Below are 26,059 nucleotides of genomic sequence, written 5' to 3'. Positions count from 1 at the left end.
CCGAACGCCGCGGTTCCCTCGCTGAGGGCTTTCAGCCCGTCGAATAGGCTCCGCGCGCTCTGGTCGGGTCGGAAGTCGTCGCGGACGCCTCCCGCTTGCGTACCGCGCCCCGTCGGCTCCGACGCCGTTCGGACTCGCTGCGCCCCGAGTGCTCGTTCTCGTTTCCCCGCCTCACCGTCGGTCGGTCGTCGGTTCTCCGGTGAACAGGGGGGACGAACTCACCGCCTCCCCGACAATGATAGCACGAACCACTCCAAAACACGTTGGTAAAACGTACAATATGATGAGGGAAAGATAATCCTCCCATGGCGGACTGTAGTAACGACGACACCCACTTGACAGGTACCGGCGAGGACGCGATCGGTGCGGACGGTGGGTCGACCAACTATCGACGAGTGGTCGCCTCGCGCGTCGCATCCTGGTGGGCCGTGTTCATCGGCCTCACCGTCGCCCTCTCGAATCAACTCGGTTTCAGCAGCGCCGGGGAACCGGCCGGAGCGGCGACGCACTCCGGAATCCGTCGGTCGCCCGAAGACGTTGCTTCCCCGGCGCGGCGCGAGATTGACACGCCCGGCCACGCCGCGCACGCGCCCGACCTCGACGCTGGTCACCCGCTTCTCGGCGTCGACCCCGAACTGCTCAACTCCGAGCGTCGAATCCTGCAACTGCTCATCGTCGAGGGCGGACGGCTTCCGCAGTCGCAGGTGGTCGAGCGAACGCGCTGGTCCGATTCGACTATCAGCCGAACGCTGTGTCGGATGGAGACGCAGGGGCGAATCAGGCGCTTCCAACTCGGTTCCGGGAAGTGCGTCGTCCTCCCGCAGGACGACGAGTAACCGCTCGCGTCCGTCTGTCGGTCGCCTCGCCGGACTGCCGCTCGTCTCGTTTCTTGACTCCCGGTTCGTAACGGCCACAAAGTAGACATACTCCTTCGAGAGTGTATGGGCAACCACAGCGTCACTCGGTGACTCGACGGCGCTTCGGCCGCCCGCGCGGGCGGCGGGACGCCTCGGTCTTCGAGTTCGACGATTTCGCAACGATGACAACCCAGACGACCGCACCCCAAGATTCGAAAGAGTCCGTGCTGGGGAGGATGACAGACGCGGTGTTCGCACTCGACAACGACTGGCGGTTCACCTATCTGAACGTCCGCGCGGAGGACGTTCTCGGCGCCGACGCGTCGGAACTCGTCGGCGAACGGGTGTGGGACGCCTTTCCCGAGGCCCGCGACTCGACGTTCTACCGGGAGTACCACCGCGCCGTCTCGGAGCAGGAACCGGTCTCGTTCGAGGAGTACTACGAGCCGCTAGAGACGTGGTTCTCGGTGCGGGCGTTCCCGTCTGAGACGGGTCTCACCGTCTACTTCCGGGACGTGACAGAAGAGCGCGACCGCCGCGTCGAACTCGAACGCGAGCGCGAACGGCTCGGCGTCCGGGAACGCTTCGACGCGGTGTTCACAGCGGTGCCGGCCCTCGGTTCGAAGGCGTCGAACGTCGGCGACTTCGAGGCTCGACTCGTCGACCGAGTCCAGCGGGTCGACGGGATTCACTCGGCTCGGTTCGACAGGTTCGCCGCCGGCGACGGGACCGAACGCGCGACCCGGTGCGCCGGGACGCTGGCGTTCGACTCCGGGACGCCCGCCGCGTTCGACGAGGCCGCCGAACAGCGGACGGTGACGCGCGTCCCCATCGCCGAGACGGGCGTCGAGCGGTACGACGCGCTGAGCGCGACGCTCGTGTTCGTTCCCGTCGCCCTCGCCGATCGGTTCCACGGCGTGCTCACGCTCGCCGTCGACGAGTCCGTTCACGAGCACGCCGCCGCGACCCTCTTCGAACGCCTCGGAGCGGCGGTCGGCAGCGTCGTCGAGAACGTCGCCCGACGAGAGCGGTGTCGCTCTATCGCGGACGCGTTCGACCGGGCGGACGTGGGTATGTACCTCGTCGACGAGACCGACGACCTCGCGTGGGCGAACCAGACGTTCGCCGAGTACGTCGGCATCGACCGGGCGGACGCGGTCGGGCGCGACCACGAGCGGTTCGTCGACGAGCAGCTCGACGCGGTCCTCGAAGACACGGACCGGTTGGCGGACGCGCTGTTGGCCTCCGACCGGGGGGCTACGGACGGTTCGGAGGCGCGCTTGGCGCGCGTCAGCGAGAGCTACGACCGCGACGAGCGCGTCCTCGAACACACCGCCCACTCGGTCGAAGTGGGTCGGTTCGACGGCGGGACCGCCCACGCCTTCGAGGACGTCTCGGACCGGGTCGACGCCGAGGAGTCGCTCGCCGAAATCGAGTAGGTTCGAGACTCGCTTCTCGACGACTTCCCCGGGATGATATACCGGCGGCGGGACGCCGACACGTGGACCTTCGACCACGTCTCGGGACGGGTCGCGTCGCTCACCGGCTACGACGCGGACGAACTCAAGTCGAACGTGGCGTGGGAGACGACGGTCGTCCACCCGAACGACAGGCAGGAGGTTCGGGAGTCCAGCCGGTCGCAGCTCGCGGACGGCGAGTCGTTCGAACTGACCTATCGACTCGTCCACCGCGACGGCGGGATTCGCTGGGTCTGGGAGTACGGCCGGCGGCTCGAAACGGCCGACGGCGAGCGAATCGCGGGGTTCATCAGCGACATCACGGAGCGCCGCGAGGTCAAAGACCAACTCCAGTGGATAGAAGACCGCTTTCACTCGCTCGTCGAACACGTCTCGGAGTACGCCATCTTCTCTATCGACCGCGACGGCTGCATCGAAAACTGGAACGACGGCGCGAGGTGCATCACCGGTTACGATGCGGACGAGGCCGTCGGCATGCGTCTCTCCGCGTTCGTCCCGGACGACGGCGACGAGCGGTATCGCCCGGACTCGGGCATGGCCGAAGCGATGCTGGACGGCGAGTCCTCGGAGGAGGGCTGGATGCGCTCCAAAGACGGAAGCGAGTTCTGGGCCCGCGTCGCTCTGCGGTCGCTCACCGACGCCGACGGCGACGTACACGGGTTCGTCGCGGTCGTCCGCGACATGACGGAGCAGCGACGCCGGCGGCGCGAACTCGAACATCAGCGCGACGAACTCGTCACCCTGAACCGAATCAACGGGGTCATCCGTGACATCGACCGCGAGCTCGTCCGCGCGAACACGCGACAGGAGATCTGTACCGCCATCTGCGAGCGACTCACCAGCGACGACCGGTACGAACTGGCTTGGATCGGCGAGAGCGACCCCGCGCGAAACGCCGTCACGCCGATCGAATGGGCGGGCGAGCACGGCTCCTACGTGGAAGACCTCGACGTGACGCTCGACGGCGAGTTGGGCGACGGCCCGGTCGGGCGGTCGGTTCGCAACCAGTCGGTCGCGGTCACCCAGCGGATCGATTCCGACCCCCAGTTCGAACCGTGGCGAGAGGCCGCGCTCGACCGCGGGTTCTACTCGTCGGCGTCCGTCCCCATCGAGTACGACGGGATTCCCTACGGCGTCTTGTGCCTCTACAGCGGCGAATCGGAAGCGTTCGACGAGCGCGAACGGACGGTCCTCGCCGAACTCGCCGAGATGATCGGCTACGCGTTCAACGCCGTCGACCGAAAGCAGGCGCTCGTCGAGGACTCGATGACCGAACTTGAGGTGACGCTCTCCGATACGCTTCCCCGCCTCACCGAACTCACCGAGGGAACGGACGAGCGAATCTTCGTCACGAGCACGGCCGAGACCGCCTCCGGAACGTTCCTGCAGTACGTTCGTACCGAATCGGTCGACCCCCACGAGGTCGGGGCGGTTCTCGACGACGTCGACCGGGTCCAGTCGTACGACGTGCTCTGGAACCGGGAGACGAGCGGGTCGCTTTCGGTCTATCTCGACGAAGCGCCCCTCACACAGGTCGTGAGCGCCTACGGCGGACGGGTCGAATCGCTCGTCGCCGAAGACGGGGAGGCCACCGCCACGATTCGGTTCCCCAAGCGGGCGAACGTCCGCGCCGTCACCGAGCAACTCGGCGACGCCTTCCCCGACCTCGAAGTGGTTGCCAAACGGACGGTCTCGACCGAAGACGAGTCCCAACGCCTCGCCTCGATGGTCGACGAGGAACTGACGGACCGACAGACGGAGGTGCTTCGAACCGCGTTCCACGCCGGCTACTACGAGTGGCCCCGCGACACCGACGGGACGAACCTCTCCGAGCAGTTGGACCTCTCGCCGGCGACGGTCTCACAGCATCTCCGGGCGGCGCACAGAAAGGTCGTCAGAACCGTCGTGGAGCGCGGCGGGCAGTGACTCCCCGGCGGTCGGTCTCAGAGCGCGAGCGTAATCGTCCCGAACAGCATGAACAGGAACACGAGTTGGCGCGCTCGAACGTACGACGGCCCGACGCGGTTGACGTGCCCGAGTCCCGACGTGACGACCGCAGCGCCAACGAACACCGCGCTCACCACGGCGAATTCTCCCGTGAGCATCACTGGCCCTCCTCGGGCGAAGCGGTCGGCGTCTCTGTCCACCTTGTCACGTTTCCACGAGGCATGACTGTGGATTGCGCGCGTCGACATATCCTTATTCAGGGTGTAACTGAAACGGGACCGTCGCGCTATCTCGTGGTTCGTCCCTGACACGATTCCGTCTTTTCGGCGGTCGATTCAGCGCCGGCCGGCGTTACAGTGGCCGTAAGCGGAGCGAAATAGTGCCGCGAGTCGAACCGTTCGATATCTCCACATATCGGTCGCGTCACTCCCCAGCGAGGGCGCGATAGACGAAAAAGAGAACGACGACCACGGCGGGGACGAGCGCGTACGCAGTCCCCAGCGGACTCACGCTCGACGCGGTGACGGCGACGCCGGCGACGCCGAGTAACACGACGGCGATGTTCACTACCTGCGTCCGAGAGACCGTCACTCGGTCGCGCGTTGACTCAGACGCGGCCGACCCGACCACCGACTCTCCCGCGTCACCGACCGTCGAATCCGGGCCTCCCCTCGCGGACCTGTGAACCGTGTGGGCACCGTCGTTGCTCGGCGAGAACACGCGTCCGGTCTCGCGGTCGAAGACCACGCGACCGTCGTCGTCGAGTTGTGGGAGGTCGAAGTCGTAGAGTACGCTGTGTATCTCCTCGTCGGTCGGAACCATTCCGTCCGTCTCGTCTTGGAACCACGCCGAGAGCGCGACGGTTAGTTCGCCGACGGTGTACGGCGTCTCAGAACGTTCGTTCACGAGCGAGACCACGGTGTTCCGTCGCCGGGTTTCGGAGACGCCTCCGAGTCCGGGTCTATCGTCGAGCTTCGGGCCGGTATTTTCACCGGCATCGTCGGGCCCGGTCGGTGCCCACGATGGTGCCATTGACGTCAGGTGCTACGTAATCTATAAAAATAAAACCACGGTGTTTTCGCCTACGGAATCGGCAAAATCGACGTTTCAGTGGCCCTGTCGGCTTATCTAAACCATAATAATGGGCTACTGGTGTCTGGCACTCGACAGCGGTAGCAGGACCGCAGGACACGCTATGAGACACACACATCCGATTGACTATCGACGCGACTGTTCGGCGCTTCGCGGCGCGCTGAGTCCGACGGACGAGGGGCCGAGCCGATGACCGGAGACATCAACATCGCCGACCCGGTTCTCGGAGACGAAGAACTCGAACGCATCGAGTCCGTCGTCGAGTCGGGAATGATCGCCGACGGCCCCGAGGTACGCACGTTCGAATCCGAATTCGCGGACTACTGCGACGCCGACTACGGCGTGGCCACGTCGAACGGGACCACCGCGCTGCACACCGCGCTCGAAGCGGTCGGCGTCGGTCCCGGCGACCGCGTGCTGACGACGCCGTTTTCGTTCGTCGCGACGGCGAACGCGATTCGCTTCGCCGGTGCCGAGCCGGTGTTCGCCGACATCGACCCCGAGACGTTCAACCTCGACCCGGCGAACGTCGAAGCGACGCTCGAATCGCTCGAAGAGGACGTGAAGGCCATGGTCGTCGTCCACCTCTACGGCCTCCCCGCGCCGATGGCGGAACTCCGGGACATCGCCGACGAGCACGGCGTGGCCATCGTCGAAGACGCGGCGCAGGCGCACGGTGCCGAGTACTTCGACACGCCGGTCGGGTCGCTCGGCGACGCCGCGAGCTTCTCGTTTTACCCGACGAAGAACATGACGACGGGCGAGGGCGGGATGGTCGTCACCGACGACGAAACCGTCGCCCAGAACGCCGAGAGCTTCGTCAACCACGGTCGGGAGGCCGACGGCTACCGTCACGTCTCGCTCGGTCACAACTTCCGGATGACGAGCATCGCCGCCGCGATGGGTCGGGTCCAGCTCGAACGCCTCCCCGGATTCGTCGCGGACCGACGCTCGAACGCGGCGCGACTCGACGAACTGCTGGCCGACACGGACGCGGTGACGCCGACGGTCCCCGAGGGGTACGACCACTCGTACCACCAGTACACGATTCGGGTCGGCAACCGCGACTCGGTCATCGACCAACTGGACGAACGCGGCATCGGAAGCGGGGTGTACTACCCGCGTTGCATTCACGACCAGCCTGCCTACGAGTTCTTCCGCGTGAGCGTCCCCGCCGCCGAGCAGGTCGCCGAGCAGGCTCTCTCCATCCCGGTCCACCCCAGCCTCACCGACGCGGAGGTCGAACGCGTCGGGACCGTCCTTCGGGACGAGGTCACCATCGACCCGCCGTCCGGAACTCGGCCGTCCGCCATGGGGGTCTCCGATGACTGACGAGCCCGTGAGCGCCGGCGTCATCGGCGTCGGGAGCATGGGACAGAACCACGTCCGGGTGTACGACGAACTGGGCGACACGGAACTCGTCGGCGTCTACGACGTCGACGACGACCGGGCCGCGTCCGTCGCGGACGACTACGGGACGACCGCCCGGACGATGGACGGCCTCCTCGACGAGGCCGACGTCGTCTCCGTCGTCGTGCCGACGCAGTTCCACTACGAGAACGCGAAGCGCGCCCTCGAATCGGACGTTCACGTCCTCGTCGAGAAACCGTTCGTCGAGGACCCGGAGAACGGACAGGAACTCATCGACATCGCCGACGAGCGCGACCTCGCCTTGCAGGTCGGTCACATCGAGCGGTTCAACCCGGCGGTTCGCACCCTCCGCGACCTCGTCGACGACCTCGATATCCACGCGGTTTCGACCGAGCGACTCGGGCCGCCCATCGACCGCGCCATCGACGACACGGTCGTGATGGACCTGATGATTCACGACCTCGACATCGTCCTCGACATCGTCGACGGCGCGGTCGACTCGTACGACGCCGCGGGGACGCCGGACTGTCGCTACGCGAACGCGAACCTCACGTTCGACTCCGGCGTGGCCGCGTCGCTCACGACGAGTCGCGTCACACAGGAGAAAGTCCGCGGCCTCACCATCTCGGCGGCCGACTGCCGCGTGAAAGTCGACTACATCGACCAGAGCATCGAGATACACCGCTCGTCGGTCCCCTCGTACATCGACGACGAGTCGCTGGTCCGCCACCGCCACGAGAACTTCGTGGAGACGCTCGCGGTCGAGCAGGTCGAACCGCTGAAAAGCGAACTCCGCTCGTTCGCGAACGCCGCTCGAACCGGTTCGGACCCCGTGGTCGACGGCGAGCAGGGTCTCCGGGTGTTGAAGCTGACGAAGGCGCTCGACGAAGCGGCACAGGCGGAAGGCGGCAAAGATGGCCCATTAACCCCCAACGCGGACTGAGTCGCGGTCAAATCGAGCTTAGCACCTCTCTTGAACGGTGCAACAATCACGTTTTCGCCGAATTTCGATCCGGCCGCGAGACCCGTATGTCAATCGAAGAACAAGGCCGCTGTCATGCGATTAGCGGTCCATGAAACGGTCTGCAACGGTCACTAAACTGCTGCAATACGCGTTGATCACGGTCCGGTTTTCACAACAGTTCGGAGAATCCGGAACGGTGTCCCCTCTTTATTGGGGGTCACAATAACGGTTGGAGCGAGCATGACCACTCAAGTAAACGGCACCGAAAACGCGCTCATCGACCAGCACACGGACGCGGGCGAGCAGAAAACGGAACTTGGGAAAGACGAGATATATCACCTGCTCCAGAACGAACGCCGTCGGAAGGTCCTCGAATACCTGCGTGACTGCGAGGGACCGGTCCAGATGCGAGACATCGCGGAGCAGGTCGCCGCGTGGGAGCACGACACGACCGTGCAGGCGTTGATGTCCGACCAGCGTCAGCGCGTCTACATCGCCCTCTATCAGGCACATCTCCCCAAGCTCGACGAAGAGGGCGTCATCGACTACAACCAGAGCAGAGGTATCGTCGAGAAAAAGCCCCTCGCAAACGAACTCATCGCCCACCTCGAACTCCCCGAGGACGGCGACGACGACGAGACGGACGCCGAATCCGAGCGACCGTGGGGCGCGTACTACCTCAGCGTCTCGGGCCTGAGCACGGTCTTCGTCGGTGCGTCCGGGCTCGGTCTCGCCGGCTTCGACTCGATTCCTCACCTCGTCGTCGCGCTCGCGGTCATGAGTATCTACACGGTACTCACGTTCTGGCAAGTCCTCGACAATTTCGAGGCGACCGACGAAGAATAACGCTCTTGGAGTTCTGTCGCGTGACGCACACCGTTCGTCTGGTCCCGGTGTGAATACCCGATATATTACTGGGGATTTATACGCCGTCCGGCGCGGATTCTCCAGATACAAAGTAGTAACTCAATTGTCATGTTGGGCCGCAGGATTCATATTGCTGAACTAGAATCCTCGATATAACGTAAATCGGAGCTAATGATTTCAGACGCGTGTCTCCCTCGGTCGCGAGCGCTTGGTGGTGCCTCCCATCGGCCTACCGCGAGCCGAGCGGCCGTCTCGGCACCGTCGAATCGGGACACCCGCATCGAGGTGGTGCTTCGATAACTATGTCGTACGCTCGTGCGACGTTCGTTCTGGTCGTGCTCGTTCTCTCCGGCGCAGTCGTCCCCGCCCCGGTGCTGGCGACGGCCGATTTGGCGGCCGACGAGACGTCCGTCGAGGGGACGTTCACGAACACGATTTCCACCGACCGGACGAGTGGCTCGACGTATCTCTGGGCCTCAGAGCCGAATACGCTCGCCGTCGAGTTCGACTCCCCGAGCGAGTCCAACACGTACGAGGTGTGCGTGAGGGACGGCGGCGGCGAGCAGGTCGGCTGCACCGAGGCCAGTGGCACGTCCGGCAACCAGACCGTCGAGTTCGAGTACGAGTCCCTCTCCGAGTTCGAGGGGTCGAGCAACGTCTCTGTCGTCCTCTGGAAGAGCTTCCCGGGGCAGGCGGAGCGAATCGCCACCGACAGGATCAACGTCACGATACTTGAGAAGCAAGGCGACGTCGACGGCGACAATCTCAGCAACGTGAACGAGCGGACCAACAACACCTCTATGTTTCTCAAGGACACCGACAGGGACAGCCTCGAAGACGGGGCCGAGGTGAAGAAGCACGGGACGTCTCCGACGGCACCCGACACCGACGGCGACGGACTGAACGACGCGGTCGAACTGTCGAACTCGTTGAACCCGACGAACCCCGACACCGACGGCGACGGCATTCCGGACGGCGTCGAGATGCGACTGGGAACGCCGCCGAACAACGCCACCGTCGACACCGACGGCGACGGGCTGGACGACGGGTACGAGTACGAACACGGCACCAACCCCGTCGACCCCGACACCGACGGCGACGGACTGAACGACGGGCTAGAGCAGCGGCTCGGGACTGACGCCACCGACGGCAGCACGACCCCGATGCTCCTGTTCACGGCCGGGACGCTGCTCGGAGTCGTCGCCGTCGGCGGTCGCTGGTTCCTCGCCTCGTCGAGGTATCAGCTCGGCTCGTCGCTGTCCGCGTCTCGGCTGTTCGACCCCCTCGGAACCGAGACGGACGAGGGAGGCGACACACCGGACTCCCAGTCGGAGCCGCCGGAGTTCGACCGAGACGAACTCCAGCAGTCGTCCCAGCCCGTCCTGACCGACGAGGACAAGGTCATCCAACTGCTCCGCGACAACGGCGGCTGGGTCTACCAGAGCAAAATCGTCGACCAGACGGGGTGGTCGAAGTCGAAGGTCAGCCGACTGCTGTCGAGCATGGACGAAAACGAGGACATCGAGAAGATATCGGTGGGCCGGCAGAACGTCGTCGCCGAAGAGGGGTCGATGCCGAAGGGCGCGGAGTCGCCGTTCGACGAGTGACGCGCGGTCGCTCCCGTCGCGTCGACTCGGTTCCGACCCGCGTTAGGTACTCATCCGGCTCTGAACGCCTCTGGCGACGCTGTACACGAGCCCGGGGAGCTGCGCCGGCGCGGGCGTCGCCCCCGCCCGGAGGTACGACAGCCCCGTGTCGAACCGCCCCTCGCGGAGGTACTGCGCGGCGAGCGCGTACTGGTGGGTCCCCGTGACGTCGTACCCGCGCGTCTCTAACTCGACTACCTCCTCGGCGAAGGTCTTGAGGAAGTGCGCGTTGGCCCGCCGGACGGTGTCCGCGCTCGGCCCGCCGGAGGGGTACCGTCGCAACAGCGGTTCGTCCACGTAGGCGAGTTTCCCCTGCTTCAGGACGCGGATGAGGAACTCCGTGTCCTGATAGCGGTCGAACGACTCGTCGAAACCGTCGATTCGGTCGACCACCTCGGACTCGACGACGAGCGTCGACCCCGCGCTGGTGTGGAGGTTCTCCATGAGAATCTCCTTGACTAGCTCCTCGCCGCCCTCCGCGCCCTCTCGGGAGCCGTGGTCCCCGAGGAGGGTCTTGGCGCGCTCCACGAGCGGGTTGGCGTCCCCGTCGTCGAGAATCTCCGTCCCGCAGTAGGCGGCGACCCACTCGTCGGACCGCCGTTCGAGCGTCTCGACCTGTCGTTCGAGCTTCGTCTGCGCCCACTCGTCGTCGGAGTCGAGGAGCGCGATGTAGTCGCCGCTCGCGTCCGCGATTCCGGTGTTTCGGGCGGCGCTTCCCCCCCGATTCGTCTCGTGGACGAGGTAGTTCACTCTCGGGTCGTCGTAGGCGGTGACGACCGACGCGGTGTCGTCCGTGGAGGCGTCGTCGACGACGATAACCTCGACGTCGGACAGCGTCTGGTCGAGCGCGCTGTCGATGGCGCGGGGGAGCGCGTCCGCGCGGTTGTACGTGGGAATGATAACGCTCACTGTCGGCATCGGGTATCGACTGTTACTCTCCGTCGGGGGCGCATTATTATCGAGCCGGTAACGGGCGGGGCGGCGGCGTGCTTACCTATCGGATAATAATGGCTGGCTATGCCGACTCGGGTGTATGGACATCAACGACCTCCACGGCCACAGCACGCGCGTTCTCGACGAAATCGCTCGCTCGGTCGTCGTGGACCGCACCGTTCTCCGGCGCGTCCTCACCGGAGCGCTCTCGCAGGGACACGTCCTCCTCGAAGACGTTCCCGGCACCGGAAAGACCCTGACCGCACAGAGCTTCGCCACGGCGCTCGGCCTCTCGTTTAGTCGAATCCAGTTCACGCCCGACCTCCTTCCCGCGGACGTGACCGGGACGTACGTGTTCGACGAGCGAGACCGGTCGTTCGAGTTCAGCGAGGGCCCGCTGTTCGCGAACGTCGTCCTCGCGGACGAGATCAACCGCGCGTCGCCGAAGACGCAGGCCGCGCTCCTCGAAGCGATGGCCGAAGAGCAGGTGACGGTCGACGGCGAGACGCACCCGCTTCCCGACCCGTTTTTCGTCATCGCCACGCAGAATCCGGTCGAACAGGGCGATGGGACGTTCCCCCTGCCCGAAGCGCAGAAAGACCGGTTTCTCATCAAAGACAGTCTCGGCTATCCCGACGAAGCGGGCGAACTGGAACTGCTCGACCGCCGCGACGCGCGCGACGAACCCACGCCGACGGTGTCGCGGGTCCTCTCGACGGACCTCGTCCGGGAGATGCAGCGCGTCCCCGAGACGGTCCGCGTCGACGACGAGATAAAACAGTACATCGTCGACATCGTTCGCGCGAGCAGAGCGGACCCGCGCGTCGCGGTCGGCGTCTCGCCGCGCGGCTGTCAACGGCTGTTCGAGGTCGTCCGCGCGACGGCCGCCGTCCACGGTCGGGGGTTCGTCATCCCGGACGACGTGAAGGCCGTCGTCCACGCGACGGTCGCCCACCGAATCGTCCCGACCGCCGAGGCGACCGTCGACAACGTCGAGCGGAGCCAACTCGTCGACGACGTGCTCGCCGAAGTCTCCGTCCCCACGGTCAATCGTGGAGGGCGAGCGTGAGGAAGACGAGGGCGACGAGCATGAACGCGACCGCGTGAAGCGGTAGTCCGGGCGTCCCGAGGTCGCGGACGACGAGTCCGGCCCCGACCGCGACGCCCCCGACGAGCGCGCTTCCGCCGAAGTGGGCCGCCTCGATGGTCCACGTCCTCGACTCGCGGCCCAACTGTTCGCCCACCGAGATGGAGTTCTCCGCGGCGTCCCACGACACGACGAGCGCCGCACACGAGACGAGCAGGGCGAGCAAGCCGGCCGTCTGGAACAGACCGCCGGCGACGACCGTCAGGAGAACCGACGCGCACCCGAGTTTACACAGTCCGCGCGACCCGGCTCCGCGGAGCGGAAGCACCCCGAGTCCGAGGCAGAACACGCCGAGGATACCGAGCCCGGTCTCGATGAGTTGCGGTCGGCCGGCGGCGCTCGCCGCGGCCGCGCCGGCACCGCCGACGGCGACGAGGACACCGACGAGCAGGCCGAGCACGCCGAGCAGTTGCCGTCCCGTTCTGAAGCGGTGTGCGCCCTCGCTCGTGATGACGAGTCCGGCCACGGCCGCGAACAACCCCGCGGACGCGCCGGAGACCACGACGGATACAGAGAGCGCGGCGGCGAACAGCGACAGCGCCGCGCTGAGTCGCGCCGGCCGTCTGGTGACCGCTCCCGCTCCGCTCATATTCGAACCCCCCGTTGCGTGTCGATTGCGAGCGCGAGCGGGTCGTCGAGCGACCATTCGATGGCGGGGATACCGACCTGACGGAGCGACCGCAGTCGGTTGCGTCGCTCGGCGACCGCCAGTCGCTCGCCGGGCGTCTCGTCCGCCGTCACGTCCGGCGAGACGACCGTGACCGGGTGGCCGTGGCTGTCGAACCGACGCGCGACCTCGACGGCGAGGTCGTCACAGACGGGCGAGACGAAGAGCAACTGCGTCTGCTCGCCGAGCCGACCGAGGTACGACTCGACCTGCGCGTCGACCGACTGGTCGGCGTCGGTCGGCTTCGCGGAGAACGCCGAGTGCCTCGAAAGCAGCTTCCGCAACCGGAGTCGGTGTTCCCGACCCACGCCCGGCAGTTGGAAGCAGTCTTCGGCCGCGAGCGCGGCGAGACCGACGCGGTTGCGGCCTTTCAGCAGGGAGGCCGTCAACTGCGCCGCGGCGGACACCCCCGCGTCGACGGCGTGGGTCTCCCCGGGCGGCCCCCTGTAGGCGACCGCTCGCGCGTCGACGAGGACGAGGATCGACGCCGCCTGCTCTTCCCTGAAGTCGATGGTCGTCAACTCGCCGGAGGAGGCGTACCGCTTCCAGTCGATCTGACTGACCGGGTCGCCGCGGCGGTACGACCGCGTCTGCTGGAACTCGATGCCCGACCCCATCCCGTTCGCGGTGACGCCGCCGACGGTGTCGAGGGTCTGCGACCGGAGCGGCGGTTCCGTAATCTCCGCCGTGCAGTCGAGTTCCGTCTCGTCTGCGGCCCGAACGTCGACTTCGACCTCCCTGTCGCCGCTGGCGTCCCGAACGACCGCGGTGGCGTCGTCGAACGCGTGCCGCCCGTGTTCGGCTTCGACGGCGTACGAGAACGTCCGCGTGTCGCCGGGTCGAAGCACCATCCCGCTCCTCGCCGGGCCGTCCGTGACGGAGAGCGCCGGGGGGACGCCGTCGACGATTCGGCAGTCGTACAGCGTCGCGTCGCCCTCGTTCGTCACCGCGACCTCGATTTCGACCTCGTCGCCCTCCGCCGGTGAACTGGTGTCGACGCGGCGTTCGAGAGTCAGCTCCGGCGTGGGCGTCGGGACGACTCGGTGGTACGCCGCGAAGACGATGCCGACCGTCGACAGAAAGAGGAGCTCCTGTCGCTGCGCCAGGAGCCCGCCGGCCGCGACGACGAGCGAGACGGCGACGACGCCGCGCCAGCGGTTCGTCTCCTGCGGCGTCGTCATCGGTCCGCACCTCCATCGACCGCGTAGACGGCCTCGGCGGCCCGCCGGGCGCGGAACTCAGCGGGCGTCCGCCGTCGCGGAAGCGCGCTGAGCGCGGTGACGAGCGTCGACCGGTTCGGACTCCCGAGGAACGACGCCGCCTCGGCGTCGTCGGTCCACTCGCCGCGTCGAACGAGTCGCCGCGCGCGGCTTCGACCGCAGTTCCGCTCGCGCATCACCGCCTCGACGGCCGCCGTCCGGAGCCGCGTTTTCACGCGCTTTCGGGTGCTGTCCCCGAAGACAGGCGTTCGATACTCCCATCCACGAACCGTCTCGTCGAAGTCGCGACCCGCGGGCGGGGCCCGAACGGGGACTTCCGGGTCCGGCGTTTCCACCTGCTGCAGTTCGCTCTCGCGGCCGGAGACGACGACCGGGAGCGCCGCGAGCAGCGCGATGCCGGAGAGCGCGGCCACGAGGACGTAGTCACCGCCCAGTTCGGAGACGAGCGCCGTCGTTCGGGGGCCGATTCCCCGCGCGACCGTTCCGACGGCGAGACACCCGAGACCGAGGAGACCGAACAGTATCCGTCGGCGGTTCACGACTGGTCCCTCCCCCCGGACGAGTCGAGGCGTTCGAGGTACTCCCGCGCCCGACGGCGTCGGTCTTCGGTCACCGGCGCGCCGCCGTATCTGACCTCCTCGAACAGTTCCGTGAGCGACCACACCGTGTTCGCGTCGGCCCCGTTTTCGCGGGCGACCGCCGCTCGCTCTCGGGGCGTGAGCAACTGACGGTCGTCGAGTCGAAGGCGTTCGACCATCTCGTACCACGCTTCGGTGACCTCGTTTTCCGGGGCGGGCGGCAGGTCGGCGGCACGGTTGTCGTCGCCGGCGGTCGGCCCCGTTCCGGAGTCGTCGCTCCCGAACCGAGCGACGAGCGGGCGCAGGTGTTCGGCGAGTCGTCGCCGGTATCGGACGACGACTGCGAGGGCGACGACGCCGGCCAGCGCGACGAGCAGTTCGACGAGGCGCGAGAGGAGCGCGAGCAGGGCGTCGATGAGGCGCTCCAGCGGGTTCGTCTCGTCCGGGGTCTCTCCCGGCCCGTCCGACTGGTCGCGCTGCGCGTTCGAACGCTCCGACGCGGAGTCGCTGTCGCTGTCGTCGGGACCGCTGGAACTGGACTGGTCCGACTGTGACGACCGCTGACCGCTGTGTTCCTGCTGACTCGGGCCGTCCGTCAGCGTCTGGTATTCGCGTTTGATGTCGCTGGCGTCGCCTCTGTCGAGCGGGAGCGATGCGTAGTCGAGGTCAATCGCCTCGCTCGGGGAGGAATCGACCGCCGATTCGAGGGACCCGGCCGCCGAAGCGACGACGAACAGACACACGAGAGCCAGTCCGAGCGTGACGAGCACGTCACTGTCCATCCGACCAACCTCCGCGGGTGTCTAGGCGTATCACGATACGTGTAGGGCCGCTCCCGGCCATACTAATTATCGGGCCGATAAGCCGCCGCTACGTAGTCGATAATAACGGTGGGTGACTGTGATGTCTCGTTCGAGTTCGAGATGGAGATTCCATCCAAGACACTGAAACGTGCGAGTATCGCTCTCCTCGTCGCGCTCTTGATGACGACGGCCGGCTGTTCGTCGTTCGCGGGCGGCGACGCGGGAGGCACGACAGCGGCGACTGACACCGCGGACACGACGGAGATGACCGCGTCCGACGTCGAGGGGGCCGCGAACGAAACGACGTCTACGGACGACGCGACGGCCGCGGAGACGACGTCCGCGAACGAGACGAACGAGTCGTCGGATTCCGCCTCCGACGCAGACTCCGACTCACACAGCCACGACTCGCCGACGAACGCCAGCGACGAGTCGACCGTCGACGCGGCGTACACCGGGCAGATGGCCGTCATGGTCGGCGGCGAGCGCGTGAGCCTCACAGAGGACCTCGACGAGGACGCGCCGATTCACATGAGCGACGTCGACTCGTGGCACACGAACGAGAGCACGACGCTCGCGGAGGCGCTCGACGCGGCGGACGTCGACGCCACCGAGTCGTCGCTGACCTACGACGGCGAGACCTACGAGGAGTCCGAAGACGGGACGAAACTCATCTACCGCGTCGATAGCCACGAGGTCGACCCCGAGGAGTACACGCTCGAATCGGACGACAAGGTGTGGGTGCTGGTCGTGACCGACGACTCGAACGTCACCGCCCCCGGCGAGTACATCCCGCCGGAACAGCTCCACGTCCACGGCACTATCGACTTCACCGTCGACGGCGAGCAACTCGACTTCAGCCGCGACAAGTACCAGCAGGCGGGTCACAACGACCACTTCCACTTCGAGGGCGGCCACTCGAACCCGTGGCACGCGCACTCCGCGCACGTCACGCTCGCCTACGGCATGTCGACGCTCGACGGCATCAACATGACCGACGAGAGCGTCACCTACAACGGAACGACCTACCCCTACGACGGTGAAAACGGGACCGTGACCGTCACCGTGAACGGCGAGTCCGTCGACCCAACCGACTACTACCTCAAGAACGGCGACTCGGTCTCTATCGAGATAGAGTCCGCCGACTAAGCTTCCGCGCTCGTTTATTTATGTACACGAATCACCGAACAGCAAGCGGTCTCCGACCGATACGACGTTCGTCTCCGCGCGTCGCCCCCGCGGGCGGACTCCGCGAGAGCGGCGCGGGCGGGTGGTGTGAATGAAACGGAACATGGTCACCGCGTTCCTCTCTATCTTCGGGGGGCGCATCTTCATCGTGCTGTCCTCGGTGGTCCTCACGCCGCTTCTCATCACGACGCTCGGATTCGAACTGTACGGTCGCTACGGCACGCTCACCGCCGTCTTCGGCATCTCGACGATTTTGATGAGTTCCGGCATCAACAGCGGTGCCCGGAAGTTCCTCGCCGAAGACCGCTCGATTTCGGACTGGCAGACCCACGTGTTCGGGTACTACTTCCGTCTCGGGACGGTTCTCGCGGTGCTGACCGCGCTGGCGTTCGCCGCCGTCGCGCGGTTCGGTATCGTCACGCGGTTCCTCGGTCCCGAGTACGTCGTCGGCTTCTACGGCCTCGCCGGCCTCACCATCGCCACGCAGTTCCGCGAGTACGCCCGCCGGTCCCTGATGGGTCTCAAACAGGAGCACCTCTCGGAACCGCTTCGCGTGCTCAACAAGGTCGGAACCCGACTCGCGCTCATCGGCATCGCCTATCTCGGGTACGAAATCGGGGGGCTGATGGTCGGTCTCATCGTCGTCAACAGCCTCGTCGCGCTGCTCGCGCTGTGGTGGGTCCGCAAGAACATCTCGCTTCGCGGCGTCTTCACCACGACGCCGCGGGGCTTTCCGACCAAAGAGCTGTTCAGCTTCAACCATCTCTCGGTGGTCTACATGCTGTTTCTCACGTCGATGTACCACGTCGACGTGCTGATGCTCGCGTCGTTCGTCACCGAGACGCGCGTCGGCTACTACAAGTCCGCGCTGGTCATCAGCCAGTTCCTCTGGGTCATCCCCCGCTCGATTCAGTCGATGCTCGTGCAGTCCGTCTCTGACCTCTGGGCGGACGAGCGAATCGACCAGATAAACGAGATCGCCTCCCGCGTCACCCGTTACGGGATGCTCGTCATCATCCTCCTGTCGCTCGGATTGGCGGCGCTCGCGAGGGACTTCGTCCCGCTCTACCTCGGTTCCGGGTCGATGCCGGTCGTCACGCCGCTTCTCATCCTCCTCCCGGGAACAATCGGCTTCGCGGTCGTCCGGCCCATCCTCGCCATCAGCCACGCGAAGGCCGACATGAAGCCGCTCATCGCGGCGACCGGGGCCGCGGCGACGTTGAACATCGTCCTGAACGTCGTCCTCATCCCGCGGTACGGCATCCTCGGGGCCGCCGTGGCGACGACGACGGGGTACGCCTCGCTCCCGGTGTTCAACCTCGCGAGCGCGCGCTACCTCGGATTCAAGCCGTTCTCCGACGCCCGCATCGTGCGCGTGCTCGCGACGGGGTTCATCTCCGGGGTGCCCATCTTCCTGCTCTCGATGACCATCGAGAGCAGCCTCCTCGCGTTGGTGGTCGTTCCGGTCGTCGGCCTCCTCGTCTTCGTGACCGTGGCGTTCATGGTCGGGGCCGTGGACGCCGACGAGGCGCTGGACCTGCTGAGTTCGCTCCCTGCCCCCGTCGGTCCCCGCGCCACCGCGATACAGGGCCGCCGCGGCGGCATCAACGCCGGCGGTCCCTCGTGGGGCAACGAATCGTGGACCGACCGGCACAAGAACACGCTTCAGCGCGTCCTCCTCGTCGCCGGAGTCCTGCTTTCGGTCTCCGGCGTCGCCCTCGCCGTCGGCGTCCCCAGCGTCGGCATCGCTCCCTCGGTCGACGGCGACTCGCCGGTGCCGCAAGTGAACAACACGACTCCCGTGACCGACACGCCGATGCCGACGACCGATGCGCCGGTCACAACGACTGACACGCCCGACCCAACGACTTCGTCGACCGAGACGGAGACGCCGACAAACGGCACGCCGACGGCGACGAACACGACCAGTCCGCCGTCGGAGACAACGACGACGACGACCGAGTCGGACGACGACGGCGGGTGGTTCTGGGGCGGCGGCGGTGACGACGACCAGACGACCACCGCGACGTCGACGTCGACGGCGACGGCGACGGATACGCCGTCGAACAACACGACGACGGCGACGGACACGCCATCGAACAACACCACGACCACGACGACGGATACGCCCTCGGACAACACGACGACGACGACAGACACGCCATCGAACAACACGACGTCCACCGCGACGACTGATACGCCGACGGACAACACCACAACCACGGCGACTGACACGCCGACGGATACCGCGACGACGACTACCGAGACACCGACAGACACGACGACGACATCGACGGACACCACGACCGCGGAGACGACAACGACCGAAACAACGACCACGGCGACTGACACCACGACCACAGAGACGACAACGACCGAAACGACGACATCCACAGAGACGACGACAACCTCCACGGACACCGCGACCGCGGATTCGACGACCGACACGACGACTTCGACAGACACCTCGACGGAGACGACGACGTCGAATACGACCGACGGCGGGTCGACGCTCCTGATGGCTCAACCGATTCCGGTGACCCAGTGGTTCGCTTCGGCTCCGTCGCCGCTCGGCGGGTCGACGTGGTTCCACTCGGTCTTGGCCGTGGGAGTCGCGGCGCTCGCCGGTCGAAGCGCGCTCTGACGAGTCGTCTCGCTTTTTTGACGCCGACTGTCGGGACCGCGTGCTATGTGGACCGTCTGCCGATCAGAAACGAGATAGCGCGGCGCTCGTGTCGCGCCGGAGAACTTACTACGCGGTCGTGGCGGGCTGTCGCTCGGATTCCGTCGTTTCGTCGAGGACCTCGACGTAGAGGTCGGCGATTTCCTCGCAGACGTTCTCCCACGTGAACTCGTTCGCGTACGACTGAATCGCGTCCGCGTCCCATCGCTTGTGGAGCGCGTCGACGACGGCGTCGGCGAGTTCGTCGTGCGACTCCGGTCCCTCGACGAGGAGGCCGTAGTCGTCGCTCGTGACGACTTCCTCGCTCCCGCCGTTTTTCGTGGCGACGACGGGCGTTCCACAGGCCATCGCCTCCAGTTGGACGACGCCGAAACTCTCGCTGTAACTCGGCAGGACGAACACGTCGGCCGCGTTCATCCAGTCGTTGAGCGTCTCCGATTCGACGTAGCCGAGCAGGTCGGTCCGGTCGTCGATGCCGAGTTCCCCGGCGAGCGATTCGAGTTCGTCGCGCATGCCGCCCTGTCCGCCGATGACGAGCCGCGCGTCGGGTTCGGTCTCGTGAACTCGCGTCATCGCCCGCATCAGGTGTTGGAAGCCCTTCCGGGGTTTCAGCGTCCCGAGTGCAAAGACGACGGGCGTGTCGTCGTCGATGCCGAGTCGCTCGCGGGCCGCGGCGGTGGACAGACGCTCGAACACGTCCGTGTTGTAACCGTTCGGTACGTGGACCACGTCGTCGTTGTACGGTTCCAGTTTCGAGCGGTCGCGGCGGTTAACGCGGACGAGTCGGTCGGCGTCGGTCCACGCCCGCTTCAGGCGGTCGTTGTCGGAGTCGAGCTGTTTTTCGAACCAGTTGCGGTTGGCGTGGACGGTGAGGACGTACGGGATTCCGAGTTCCTCTTTCAGGCGCGCGCCCACGTAGCCCGAGGTCCACGTCATGTGGCAGTGAATCAGGTCGAACGAGACGGGGTGGTCGGCCAGTTTCTTCTTGACTTTCCGGACGTGCTGCTGTCCGAGGAGGTGTTCGCGCTGGACGTCGACCGGGAGATAGAAAAGCGGGGTCTCGACGACGCGAACGTTCTCGGGGACGTTCGTCTGGGCGATTTTCGCGTCTTTTCCGAACCCTTCGCCGCCGCTCACGGGGAGGCGAGACGCCGCGTCGGCGAACCAGTTGTACCTGACGCAGACGGTGACAGAGTTGAAGTACGCCGCGAGTACGTCGACCTGCGACTTGACGAAGTGTTTGTAGCCGTGTGAGACGACGAGGAGGTCCTTGTCGGCCAGTCGGTCGTGGTCCATGCGTTACCCTCCGTTGCGTACCGACCCCCATGATTATCGGGTCGGTAAGCCCACCTCGTCTCAGACGGGCGGCAGCTCGGTGTTGTCGACGACGAAGCCCTCCGCGCCGCCGTCGATGTAGCCGCCGTGGAGCACCGAGTCCGTCACGACCACGTCGGTCCCCTGAGAGTACAGCTTCAGGGCCTGTCGGCCGCCGAGGGACCGCGCGGTGATCTCGTCGAAGCGCGTCCGGTTGCCCTTGTTGATGAAGGGGTGGTGCGTCGACTCGTAGGTCCCGCCGACGAACAGGGCGTCGTCCGCGAGAATCTCGGCGCAGCGCCGGTAGCTCTCGCCGGGTTGGTGGACGGTCAGGTTCTCGAACCGGGCGTTCGCGCGCTCGACGCGAATCGCCTCGCGCTGGCCGTCGCCCGGTGCCGAACCGGTGATGGTGACGTTCTTGACGAGCGTCATCGGGTCCTCCGGGGCGTTTTCGCCCTGCAGGTAGATCGCGAAGTTCGACCCCTGGATGTCGATTGTCGTGTCGAGGACCTCGACGCGGCCCGCGCCGGGAGTCACCTGAATGCCGCGCGCACAGCCCTCGTCGTCGTAGAGGACGATGCTACAGTTCTCGATGACCGCGGTCTGTGCGTTGTCGAGGACGCGAATCGCGTTCTCCGCGGAGCCGGTGACTTCGATCCTCGTGTTCTCGATTCGGAGGTCGGCCCCGTCGTCGAGGCGGATTCCGCGCTGGCTGATGCCGGGGACGAGGTCGTCGATGACGACCGTCGCGTCGCGGACGCTGCTGCCGTACCCCTTGAGCCGAATCGAGGAGACGGTGCTGTTCTTGTACGTCCCGCCCTCCACGTGGACGACGCCCTTCGCGCCCGAGACGTAGAGTCCGTTGTCCGGGAACCGACCGAGTTCGCAGTCGACGATGCGGAGCGTCCCCGCGCTGTTCGGGTCGATGAGCATCCCGGTGGGTCCGAGGTTGATGTCGCCGATGGTGTCTTCGGTGAAGGCCGCGCCGTCGGGGGCGCTGAACCGCTCGACGGTGCCGGTTCCGTTGGCCGTAGTCACGCTGAACAGCGCCGGCCCGAAGGTGCCGGTGTCGTGTTCGCCCGCGACGGTGATGTCGCGGACTTCGAGGCCGTCGGTGACGTAGGCCTCGACCGCCCGAATCCCGGTCTGCGGGGCGGTGAAGTCGAACGTGAACCCCTCGAAGAGCAGGTCCTTCCCGGGGGCGTAGATGACGCCGAGACGGAAGAACCGGGCCGCACCGGTGAACTCCCCTTCGGTGACGACGTTGTTGTCGATGGCGTCGATTCGGCCGTGGGTGAGCGTCGCGTCCGGCCCGTAGAACCCGAGGTTGTCGAACGACGTCTTCCGGAGTTGCCTGTTCATCAGGTACCGCCCCGACGGGAAGACGAGGAGCGTGTCGTCCGCCACGTTCCGCGAGAGCACGTCGTCGATGGGTTCTGTGCCCTTCGGGTCGGCCCCCGCGTCGACGACGTTGACGACGTTCGAGAACCGGTCGAGATACGCCTGCGGGACGTCGACGCTCATCGCGTTCGCCTCGACGCTGTTGACGGGGTGTGACAGGTAGCTTCCGGCCGCGAGGGTTCCGACGGCTCCGAGGAGATACGAGCGCCGCGTGAACTTCGGACCACGGGAGTCATTCGCGTCGGTATCGTCAGATTTCGTGAATCTCATACAACCGAGAACGTTGTATCTTACCGAACGTCCTCGGCTTCACATGTCCAGCCTTTAAGTTCGTTCCGCGAACCTCGTCGGCCTCCGGTTCCCGCGTCGACCCGCTTATTCGCTCGGAATCTCGGTGTCGTAGGTGTCGTCGTCGACCCGAATTTCGAGCGCTTCGTTGTCGTTGTGGTCGAGGACCGTGCCGAACAGCAGAAACGTGATGCCGAAGAGGAGACCGATCGCCCAACTCCCGAGGCCGGGCGCGTCGCCGTCGTCGTCGCCGTCGCCGTTTCGCGCCAGCCCCGAGCCGATGAGACCGATGGCTGCGACGCCCGCGATAGCGGTTCCAAGGTAGTAGAACGCCGCGAGCGGGTGGAAGTCGCGGAGCATGTACTTGTTTTTCAGCCGCCAGAAGTAGTTCCGGAGGAGCATGCCCGAGACGCGCGGGACGTACTCGCCGTAGTCGATGTGGCTCTTCCAGTCGTCGTCGTAGAGGTACTCCGCGGAGCAGGCGATGTCCGCGACGCGGAGGTTCTCGGCGTTGAGTTTGACGAGCAGGTCGTTGCAGTAGCCGTAGTACTCGTACATGTTCTCGATGTCGGCCTGCTTCAACGCCTCGTGGGAAATCGCGGTGTAGCCGTTCTGCGGGTCCATCGTCTTCCAGTAGCCGCTGGCGAACTTCGTCAGGTACGACAGGATGGAGTTGCCGACGAGGCGGTACCCCGGCATGGCGTCGAGGTCCGCCTGCTCCATGAATCGGTTGCCCTTCGCGTAGTCCGCGTCGCCCTCCGCGATGGGGTCGAGATACTTCGCCAGCTCGTTGGGGTTCATCTGCCCGTCGCCGCCGAGGACGGCCGTGATGTCGACTTCGTCTTCGAGCGCGCGGAGGTAGCCGGTCTTGAGCGCGCCGCCGACCCCGCGGTTCTCGTCGTGTTGAATCGGGACGACCACGTCGTCGTACGCCGACGCTTCGGGGGTGTGGTCCTCGTTGAACGCGTCGGCGTGCGTCACGATTTCGTCCCACGTCCCGTCTGTCGACCCGTCGTCGACGACGTAGGCCACGTCGACGAACGAGGGGAGCGTGTCGATTACCTCCCCGACGTAGCCCTCTTCGTTGTAGGCCGGCACGACGACGGCGATTGAGTTGTCTTTGTACATTGGAGTCCTATCGAACCGTGGGCGTCTCGGCGTCGTTATTATGGGCATCGTAGTTGTTCACAGCCCGCCGACAGGTACGGGAGCGGAGCCGCCGAGACGCGGCCACGGGCGCTTACCACCTGCATAATAACCCGTACCGATTGTCGAACAACAGGCGATGCACGAGGACCGTAGTGGAGACGACGCTCGACCGATCTATCTGGAGATTACTCTCGACGACCCGAGACTGATTCTCTCGTCGTTCGTCGCGGGACATCAGGGGCCGGTCGAACTCGAATTCCAACCGACCGAGGGGCTCGGCTGGGACTGCGCGTTCGTCGTCGTCGAACAGGGTGCCGTCGATTCGGTCGCGGCGTCTCTCGTCGTCGACCCGACCGTGATAGAGGCGGACTTCCTCGGTTCCGTCGGCTCCGACCGCCGGTTTCGCGTCCTCTTCGGCAGCGGCGTCCAACTGATTCCCCCGTCCTCGACGGAGATGGGCGTCCGGGTCATCTCCGTCCGTCACGAAAACAGCAAGTGGTACATCCAGATGCACCTCCCCGCTCACTCGACGCTTCACCGGGTGCAAGAACACTACCACGACAACGATATCTCGTTTCGCGTCAAGCGCCTCCACGTCGCCCGCGACACCGACGTCGGCTCCGAGACGGCGCTCCTCCCGGGACAGCGCAAGGCGCTCCTCGTCGCCCACGAGAACGGCTATTTCGAGGTGCCGCGGGGGTCCTCGCAGGGCGAGTTGGCGACCATCCTCGGCATCTCCAAGTCGGGCGTCTCACAGCGGATTCGCCGAGCCATCTCCCGACTCATCGAAGCGACGCTGTCGCAGTAACCCCGGCCGGGTGCGGAGCGTCGCGGAGTCGACGCGGGTGCCGACCGGCGCGGCTCAGAACCAGTTCCCGTCGTACGTGACGTCGACGTCGCCGTACTCCCAGACGCCGTTGTGAATCGCAGACTCGGTGACTTCGACGCCGCTCGACCCGTCGATGACCTTCATCCCCTCGTAGCCGTCGTGTGACTGCGAGGTGACGCCGTGGAACGTCGTTCCGTCGGCGTCGTTGACGAGCGGGATGTGACCCGTGTCGTAGTCGCCCCAGATGAACGTGCTACCGTCGCCGAGCACCTTGACCGCGCGGCGGTAGTCGCCGCCGGTCTGTTCGACGTCGAAGCGGTCGAGCGTGCAGTTGCCCCGTTCGAGTCGAACCGCGTGTCGGCCGGTCGACCCATCGCCGGAGCCCCCGACGTTCGACTTGAGGACGTACACCGGGTCGGCGTCGGCACTGCTCGGCCCGTTGACGACGAGCGCGTGGCCGCTGGTGTTGAACTCGATGTCGGTGTTGAGGATGTCGACTTTCCCCGCGCCCGACGAGACGGTGACGGCCTTCGTCGGCACGCTCCCGTTGACGATGACGCTGGCGTTCTGAATCCGCGCCCATTCGACGTCGTTCTGGACGCTGATGGCCCGTCCGTTCGGCTCGTCGATTCGGACGACGGTGTCGTCTATCCAGTTGTACGCGCCGCCGTCGAGTCGGATGCCCCGCTGGTTCGTGTCGTTGTCCCGGCGCTCGTCGACGATGACGGTCGCGCCGTGAATCGAGCTGTAATCGCCCGAGAGCCGAATGTTGGCGATGTTGCTGTTCTTGAACACGCCGCCGTCGACGACGACGCGGCCGCCCTCGGTCGAACAGTACAGACCGTTGTCTGGCCACGCACAGACCTCGCAGTCGCGCACCCAGAGCTTCCCGTTGTGGTACGGCGAGACGATGATACCCGTCGGCCCCACGTCGATGTCGCCCGGGGTGTTGTCCGAGAACTCGCCGCCGTCGGGAATCCTGATGTTCTGGACGGTCCCGATACCCGACGAGTCGGTGACGTCGAACGCGAACGGACCGTACTTCCCGCTGTCGTGCTGCCCGACGACGGAGAGGTTCCGCGCGAGAAGGTCGTCTCTGACCTGCGCTTGGACGACGCGAAGGCCGGTGTTGTCCGCCGTGAAGTCGAACTCGAATCCCTCGACGACGAGGTCCTCGCCCGGTTGGTCGAACGTTCCTAACTTGAACAGCCACTTGCCGTCGTAGTCGGCGGCCGGGACGATAGTCGCGTTATCCCCCCGCAGTTCGAACCCTCGAAAACCGACGTGCCGGAAGACGTCGTCCATGAGATACTCGCCCTCCGGGAAATACAGCACCGTCCCGTCGTCGCACCGAATATCGTCCAAAATCGGATTGATAGACTCCTGGCCCGTCGGGTCCGCTCCCTCGTCGACGACGTTGTACCAATCGTCGTCGGCCGACGCCGTCCCGGCGAACGAGACGGCCGCGGCCGCCCCGCCGATTCCCTTCAATACGTTCCTTCGAGATACCGTCCTTTTGCGCTCTTCTGCGCTTTGATTCCGCATCGCGAGAGTGTCTCTGCTTCTGTCTATTGAGTATTTTCAACGTTTTTCATATTATTCAAACTGAATGTCTGTTCTATGGGTGAATGTCAGAC

Annotated in this window: 22 protein-coding genes; 11 read left to right on the top strand and 11 right to left on the bottom strand. The window is 65.8% G+C overall.

Features of this window, described 5'->3' with window-relative positions; all coding sequences use genetic code 11:
- Positions 1–305 precede the first annotated feature (305 nt).
- From BN996_RS20585 to BN996_RS16805, 3 genes are all read left to right on the top strand, one after another.
- Positions 306–836: a helix-turn-helix transcriptional regulator gene (locus BN996_RS20585; protein WP_226908789.1), complete on the top strand. Its 531-nt coding sequence runs from the start codon at positions 306–308 to the stop codon at positions 834–836.
- Positions 837–1,039: 203 nt separating this feature from the next.
- Entirely contained in the window at positions 1,040–2,296 is a 1,257-nt protein-coding gene (locus BN996_RS16810) for a PAS domain-containing protein (RefSeq protein ID WP_089780988.1), read from the top strand.
- Positions 2,297–2,329: 33 nt separating this feature from the next.
- A complete protein-coding gene (locus BN996_RS16805; protein ID WP_089780986.1) occupies positions 2,330–4,261 on the top strand; it encodes a PAS domain S-box protein in 1,932 nt (643 codons plus the stop codon).
- 17 nt (positions 4,262–4,278) lie between these two features.
- On the opposite strand, the gene BN996_RS20260 is transcribed toward BN996_RS16805, so the two are convergent.
- Together BN996_RS20260 and BN996_RS16800 are read right to left on the bottom strand one after the other, a co-directional pair.
- Complete coding sequence (locus BN996_RS20260; protein WP_167344164.1) at positions 4,279–4,440, bottom strand: hypothetical protein; 162 nt, start codon at positions 4,438–4,440, stop codon at positions 4,279–4,281.
- A gap of 265 nt (positions 4,441–4,705) precedes the next feature.
- Positions 4,706–5,314, bottom strand: a complete 609-nt coding sequence (locus BN996_RS16800) for a DUF7344 domain-containing protein (RefSeq protein ID WP_167344163.1) — start codon at positions 5,312–5,314, stop codon at positions 4,706–4,708.
- Positions 5,315–5,563: 249 nt separating this feature from the next.
- On the opposite strand from BN996_RS16800, the gene BN996_RS16795 reads away from it, so the two are divergent.
- The 4 genes from BN996_RS16795 (at position 5,564) to BN996_RS16780 (ending at position 10,183) form a co-directional block, all read left to right on the top strand.
- The gene (locus tag BN996_RS16795) at positions 5,564–6,706 is read left to right on the top strand and encodes a DegT/DnrJ/EryC1/StrS family aminotransferase (RefSeq protein ID WP_089780984.1); all 1,143 of its coding nucleotides are present in this window, start codon (positions 5,564–5,566) and stop codon (positions 6,704–6,706) included.
- Positions 6,699–7,688 carry a Gfo/Idh/MocA family protein gene (locus tag BN996_RS16790; protein WP_089780982.1) on the top strand — a complete coding sequence of 330 codons (990 nt, stop codon included), beginning with the start codon at positions 6,699–6,701 and terminating at the stop codon, positions 7,686–7,688. Before BN996_RS16795 ends, BN996_RS16790 begins: the two co-directional genes overlap by 8 nt.
- 261 nt (positions 7,689–7,949) lie before the next feature.
- A complete protein-coding gene (locus BN996_RS16785; RefSeq protein ID WP_089780980.1) occupies positions 7,950–8,555 on the top strand; it encodes a DUF7344 domain-containing protein in 606 nt (201 codons plus the stop codon).
- A 323-nt stretch (positions 8,556–8,878) separates the two neighbouring features.
- Positions 8,879–10,183 (top strand): helix-turn-helix transcriptional regulator, encoded by a 1,305-nt coding sequence (locus BN996_RS16780; protein WP_089780978.1) that lies wholly within the window; start codon positions 8,879–8,881, stop codon positions 10,181–10,183.
- 42 nt (positions 10,184–10,225) lie between these two features.
- On the opposite strand, the gene BN996_RS16775 is transcribed toward BN996_RS16780, so the two are convergent.
- On the bottom strand, positions 10,226–11,140 hold the full coding sequence (locus BN996_RS16775) for a glycosyltransferase family 2 protein (RefSeq protein ID WP_089780977.1): 915 nt from the start codon (positions 11,138–11,140) through the stop codon (positions 10,226–10,228).
- 115 nt (positions 11,141–11,255) lie between these two features.
- Between BN996_RS16775 and BN996_RS16770 the strand changes: the two genes are divergently transcribed.
- The gene (locus BN996_RS16770) at positions 11,256–12,224 is read left to right on the top strand and encodes an AAA family ATPase (RefSeq protein WP_089780976.1); all 969 of its coding nucleotides are present in this window, start codon (positions 11,256–11,258) and stop codon (positions 12,222–12,224) included.
- Here the strand turns inward: BN996_RS16770 and BN996_RS16765 are convergent.
- From BN996_RS16765 to BN996_RS16750, 4 genes are read right to left on the bottom strand one after another with little or no spacing between them, the layout of a single operon-like run.
- Positions 12,202–12,891: a DUF7519 family protein gene (locus tag BN996_RS16765; RefSeq protein WP_089780974.1), complete on the bottom strand. Its 690-nt coding sequence runs from the start codon at positions 12,889–12,891 to the stop codon at positions 12,202–12,204. The genes BN996_RS16770 and BN996_RS16765 overlap by 23 nt on opposite strands.
- Complete coding sequence (locus tag BN996_RS16760; protein WP_089780972.1) at positions 12,888–14,150, bottom strand: DUF58 domain-containing protein; 1,263 nt, start codon at positions 14,148–14,150, stop codon at positions 12,888–12,890. Before BN996_RS16760 ends, BN996_RS16765 begins: the two co-directional genes overlap by 4 nt.
- Positions 14,147–14,728 (bottom strand): DUF7269 family protein, encoded by a 582-nt coding sequence (locus tag BN996_RS16755; RefSeq protein ID WP_042666532.1) that lies wholly within the window; start codon positions 14,726–14,728, stop codon positions 14,147–14,149. Before BN996_RS16755 ends, BN996_RS16760 begins: the two co-directional genes overlap by 4 nt.
- Positions 14,725–15,549: a DUF4129 domain-containing protein gene (locus BN996_RS16750; protein ID WP_089780970.1), complete on the bottom strand. Its 825-nt coding sequence runs from the start codon at positions 15,547–15,549 to the stop codon at positions 14,725–14,727. Before BN996_RS16750 ends, BN996_RS16755 begins: the two co-directional genes overlap by 4 nt.
- Before the next feature lie 141 nt (positions 15,550–15,690).
- On the opposite strand from BN996_RS16750, the gene BN996_RS16745 reads away from it, so the two are divergent.
- Positions 15,691–16,719 carry a hypothetical protein gene (locus tag BN996_RS16745; protein WP_089781276.1) on the top strand — a complete coding sequence of 343 codons (1,029 nt, stop codon included), beginning with the start codon at positions 15,691–15,693 and terminating at the stop codon, positions 16,717–16,719.
- 130 nt (positions 16,720–16,849) lie between these two features.
- Positions 16,850–19,402, top strand: a complete 2,553-nt coding sequence (locus BN996_RS16740) for an oligosaccharide flippase family protein (RefSeq protein WP_193310971.1) — start codon at positions 16,850–16,852, stop codon at positions 19,400–19,402.
- 108 nt (positions 19,403–19,510) lie between these two features.
- Here the strand turns inward: BN996_RS16740 and BN996_RS16735 are convergent, their stop codons facing one another.
- From BN996_RS16735 to BN996_RS16725, 3 genes are all read right to left on the bottom strand, one after another.
- Positions 19,511–20,737 (bottom strand): glycosyltransferase, encoded by a 1,227-nt coding sequence (locus tag BN996_RS16735; RefSeq protein WP_089780968.1) that lies wholly within the window; start codon positions 20,735–20,737, stop codon positions 19,511–19,513.
- Between the two features lie 60 nt (positions 20,738–20,797).
- On the bottom strand, positions 20,798–22,426 hold the full coding sequence (locus BN996_RS16730; protein WP_089780966.1) for a right-handed parallel beta-helix repeat-containing protein: 1,629 nt from the start codon (positions 22,424–22,426) through the stop codon (positions 20,798–20,800).
- Positions 22,427–22,531: 105 nt separating this feature from the next.
- Positions 22,532–23,572 (bottom strand): glycosyltransferase family 2 protein, encoded by a 1,041-nt coding sequence (locus BN996_RS16725; protein WP_042666538.1) that lies wholly within the window; start codon positions 23,570–23,572, stop codon positions 22,532–22,534.
- Between the two features lie 157 nt (positions 23,573–23,729).
- On the opposite strand from BN996_RS16725, the gene BN996_RS16720 reads away from it, so the two are divergent.
- The gene (locus BN996_RS16720; RefSeq protein ID WP_089780964.1) at positions 23,730–24,401 is read left to right on the top strand and encodes a helix-turn-helix domain-containing protein; all 672 of its coding nucleotides are present in this window, start codon (positions 23,730–23,732) and stop codon (positions 24,399–24,401) included.
- 54 nt (positions 24,402–24,455) lie between these two features.
- On the opposite strand, the gene BN996_RS16715 is transcribed toward BN996_RS16720, so the two are convergent.
- Positions 24,456–25,913, bottom strand: coding sequence for a hypothetical protein (locus BN996_RS16715; RefSeq protein WP_226908788.1), 1,458 nt, complete (start codon positions 25,911–25,913; stop codon positions 24,456–24,458).
- Positions 25,914–26,059 lie beyond the last annotated feature (146 nt).

Origin of the sequence: Haloferax massiliensis (assembly GCF_001368915.1) — an archaeon.
Taxonomy (GTDB): domain Archaea; phylum Halobacteriota; class Halobacteria; order Halobacteriales; family Haloferacaceae; genus Haloferax; species Haloferax massiliensis.
This window is presented reverse-complemented; position numbering and strand designations above follow the sequence as displayed.

Excerpts from the sequence above, each read along its gene's own strand:
- BN996_RS20585 (WP_226908789.1), top strand. The coding sequence starts at position 306 with ATGGCGGACTGTAGTAACGACGACACCCACTTGACAGGTACCGGCGAG.
- BN996_RS16810 (WP_089780988.1), top strand. The coding sequence starts at position 1,040 with ATGACAACCCAGACGACCGCACCCCAAGATTCGAAAGAGTCCGTGCTG.
- BN996_RS16805 (WP_089780986.1), top strand. The coding sequence starts at position 2,330 with ATGATATACCGGCGGCGGGACGCCGACACGTGGACCTTCGACCACGTC.
- BN996_RS20260 (WP_167344164.1), bottom strand. The coding sequence starts at position 4,440 with ATGCTCACGGGAGAATTCGCCGTGGTGAGCGCGGTGTTCGTTGGCGCT.
- BN996_RS16800 (WP_167344163.1), bottom strand. The coding sequence starts at position 5,314 with ATGGCACCATCGTGGGCACCGACCGGGCCCGACGATGCCGGTGAAAAT.
- BN996_RS16795 (WP_089780984.1), top strand. The coding sequence starts at position 5,564 with ATGACCGGAGACATCAACATCGCCGACCCGGTTCTCGGAGACGAAGAA.
- BN996_RS16790 (WP_089780982.1), top strand. The coding sequence starts at position 6,699 with ATGACTGACGAGCCCGTGAGCGCCGGCGTCATCGGCGTCGGGAGCATG.
- BN996_RS16785 (WP_089780980.1), top strand. The coding sequence starts at position 7,950 with ATGACCACTCAAGTAAACGGCACCGAAAACGCGCTCATCGACCAGCAC.
- BN996_RS16780 (WP_089780978.1), top strand. The coding sequence starts at position 8,879 with ATGTCGTACGCTCGTGCGACGTTCGTTCTGGTCGTGCTCGTTCTCTCC.
- BN996_RS16775 (WP_089780977.1), bottom strand. The coding sequence starts at position 11,140 with ATGCCGACAGTGAGCGTTATCATTCCCACGTACAACCGCGCGGACGCG.
- BN996_RS16770 (WP_089780976.1), top strand. The coding sequence starts at position 11,256 with ATGGACATCAACGACCTCCACGGCCACAGCACGCGCGTTCTCGACGAA.
- BN996_RS16765 (WP_089780974.1), bottom strand. The coding sequence starts at position 12,891 with ATGAGCGGAGCGGGAGCGGTCACCAGACGGCCGGCGCGACTCAGCGCG.
- BN996_RS16760 (WP_089780972.1), bottom strand. The coding sequence starts at position 14,150 with ATGACGACGCCGCAGGAGACGAACCGCTGGCGCGGCGTCGTCGCCGTC.
- BN996_RS16750 (WP_089780970.1), bottom strand. The coding sequence starts at position 15,549 with ATGGACAGTGACGTGCTCGTCACGCTCGGACTGGCTCTCGTGTGTCTG.
- BN996_RS16745 (WP_089781276.1), top strand. The coding sequence starts at position 15,691 with ATGGAGATTCCATCCAAGACACTGAAACGTGCGAGTATCGCTCTCCTC.
- BN996_RS16740 (WP_193310971.1), top strand. The coding sequence starts at position 16,850 with ATGAAACGGAACATGGTCACCGCGTTCCTCTCTATCTTCGGGGGGCGC.
- BN996_RS16735 (WP_089780968.1), bottom strand. The coding sequence starts at position 20,737 with ATGGACCACGACCGACTGGCCGACAAGGACCTCCTCGTCGTCTCACAC.
- BN996_RS16730 (WP_089780966.1), bottom strand. The coding sequence starts at position 22,426 with ATGAGATTCACGAAATCTGACGATACCGACGCGAATGACTCCCGTGGT.
- BN996_RS16725 (WP_042666538.1), bottom strand. The coding sequence starts at position 23,572 with ATGTACAAAGACAACTCAATCGCCGTCGTCGTGCCGGCCTACAACGAA.
- BN996_RS16720 (WP_089780964.1), top strand. The coding sequence starts at position 23,730 with ATGCACGAGGACCGTAGTGGAGACGACGCTCGACCGATCTATCTGGAG.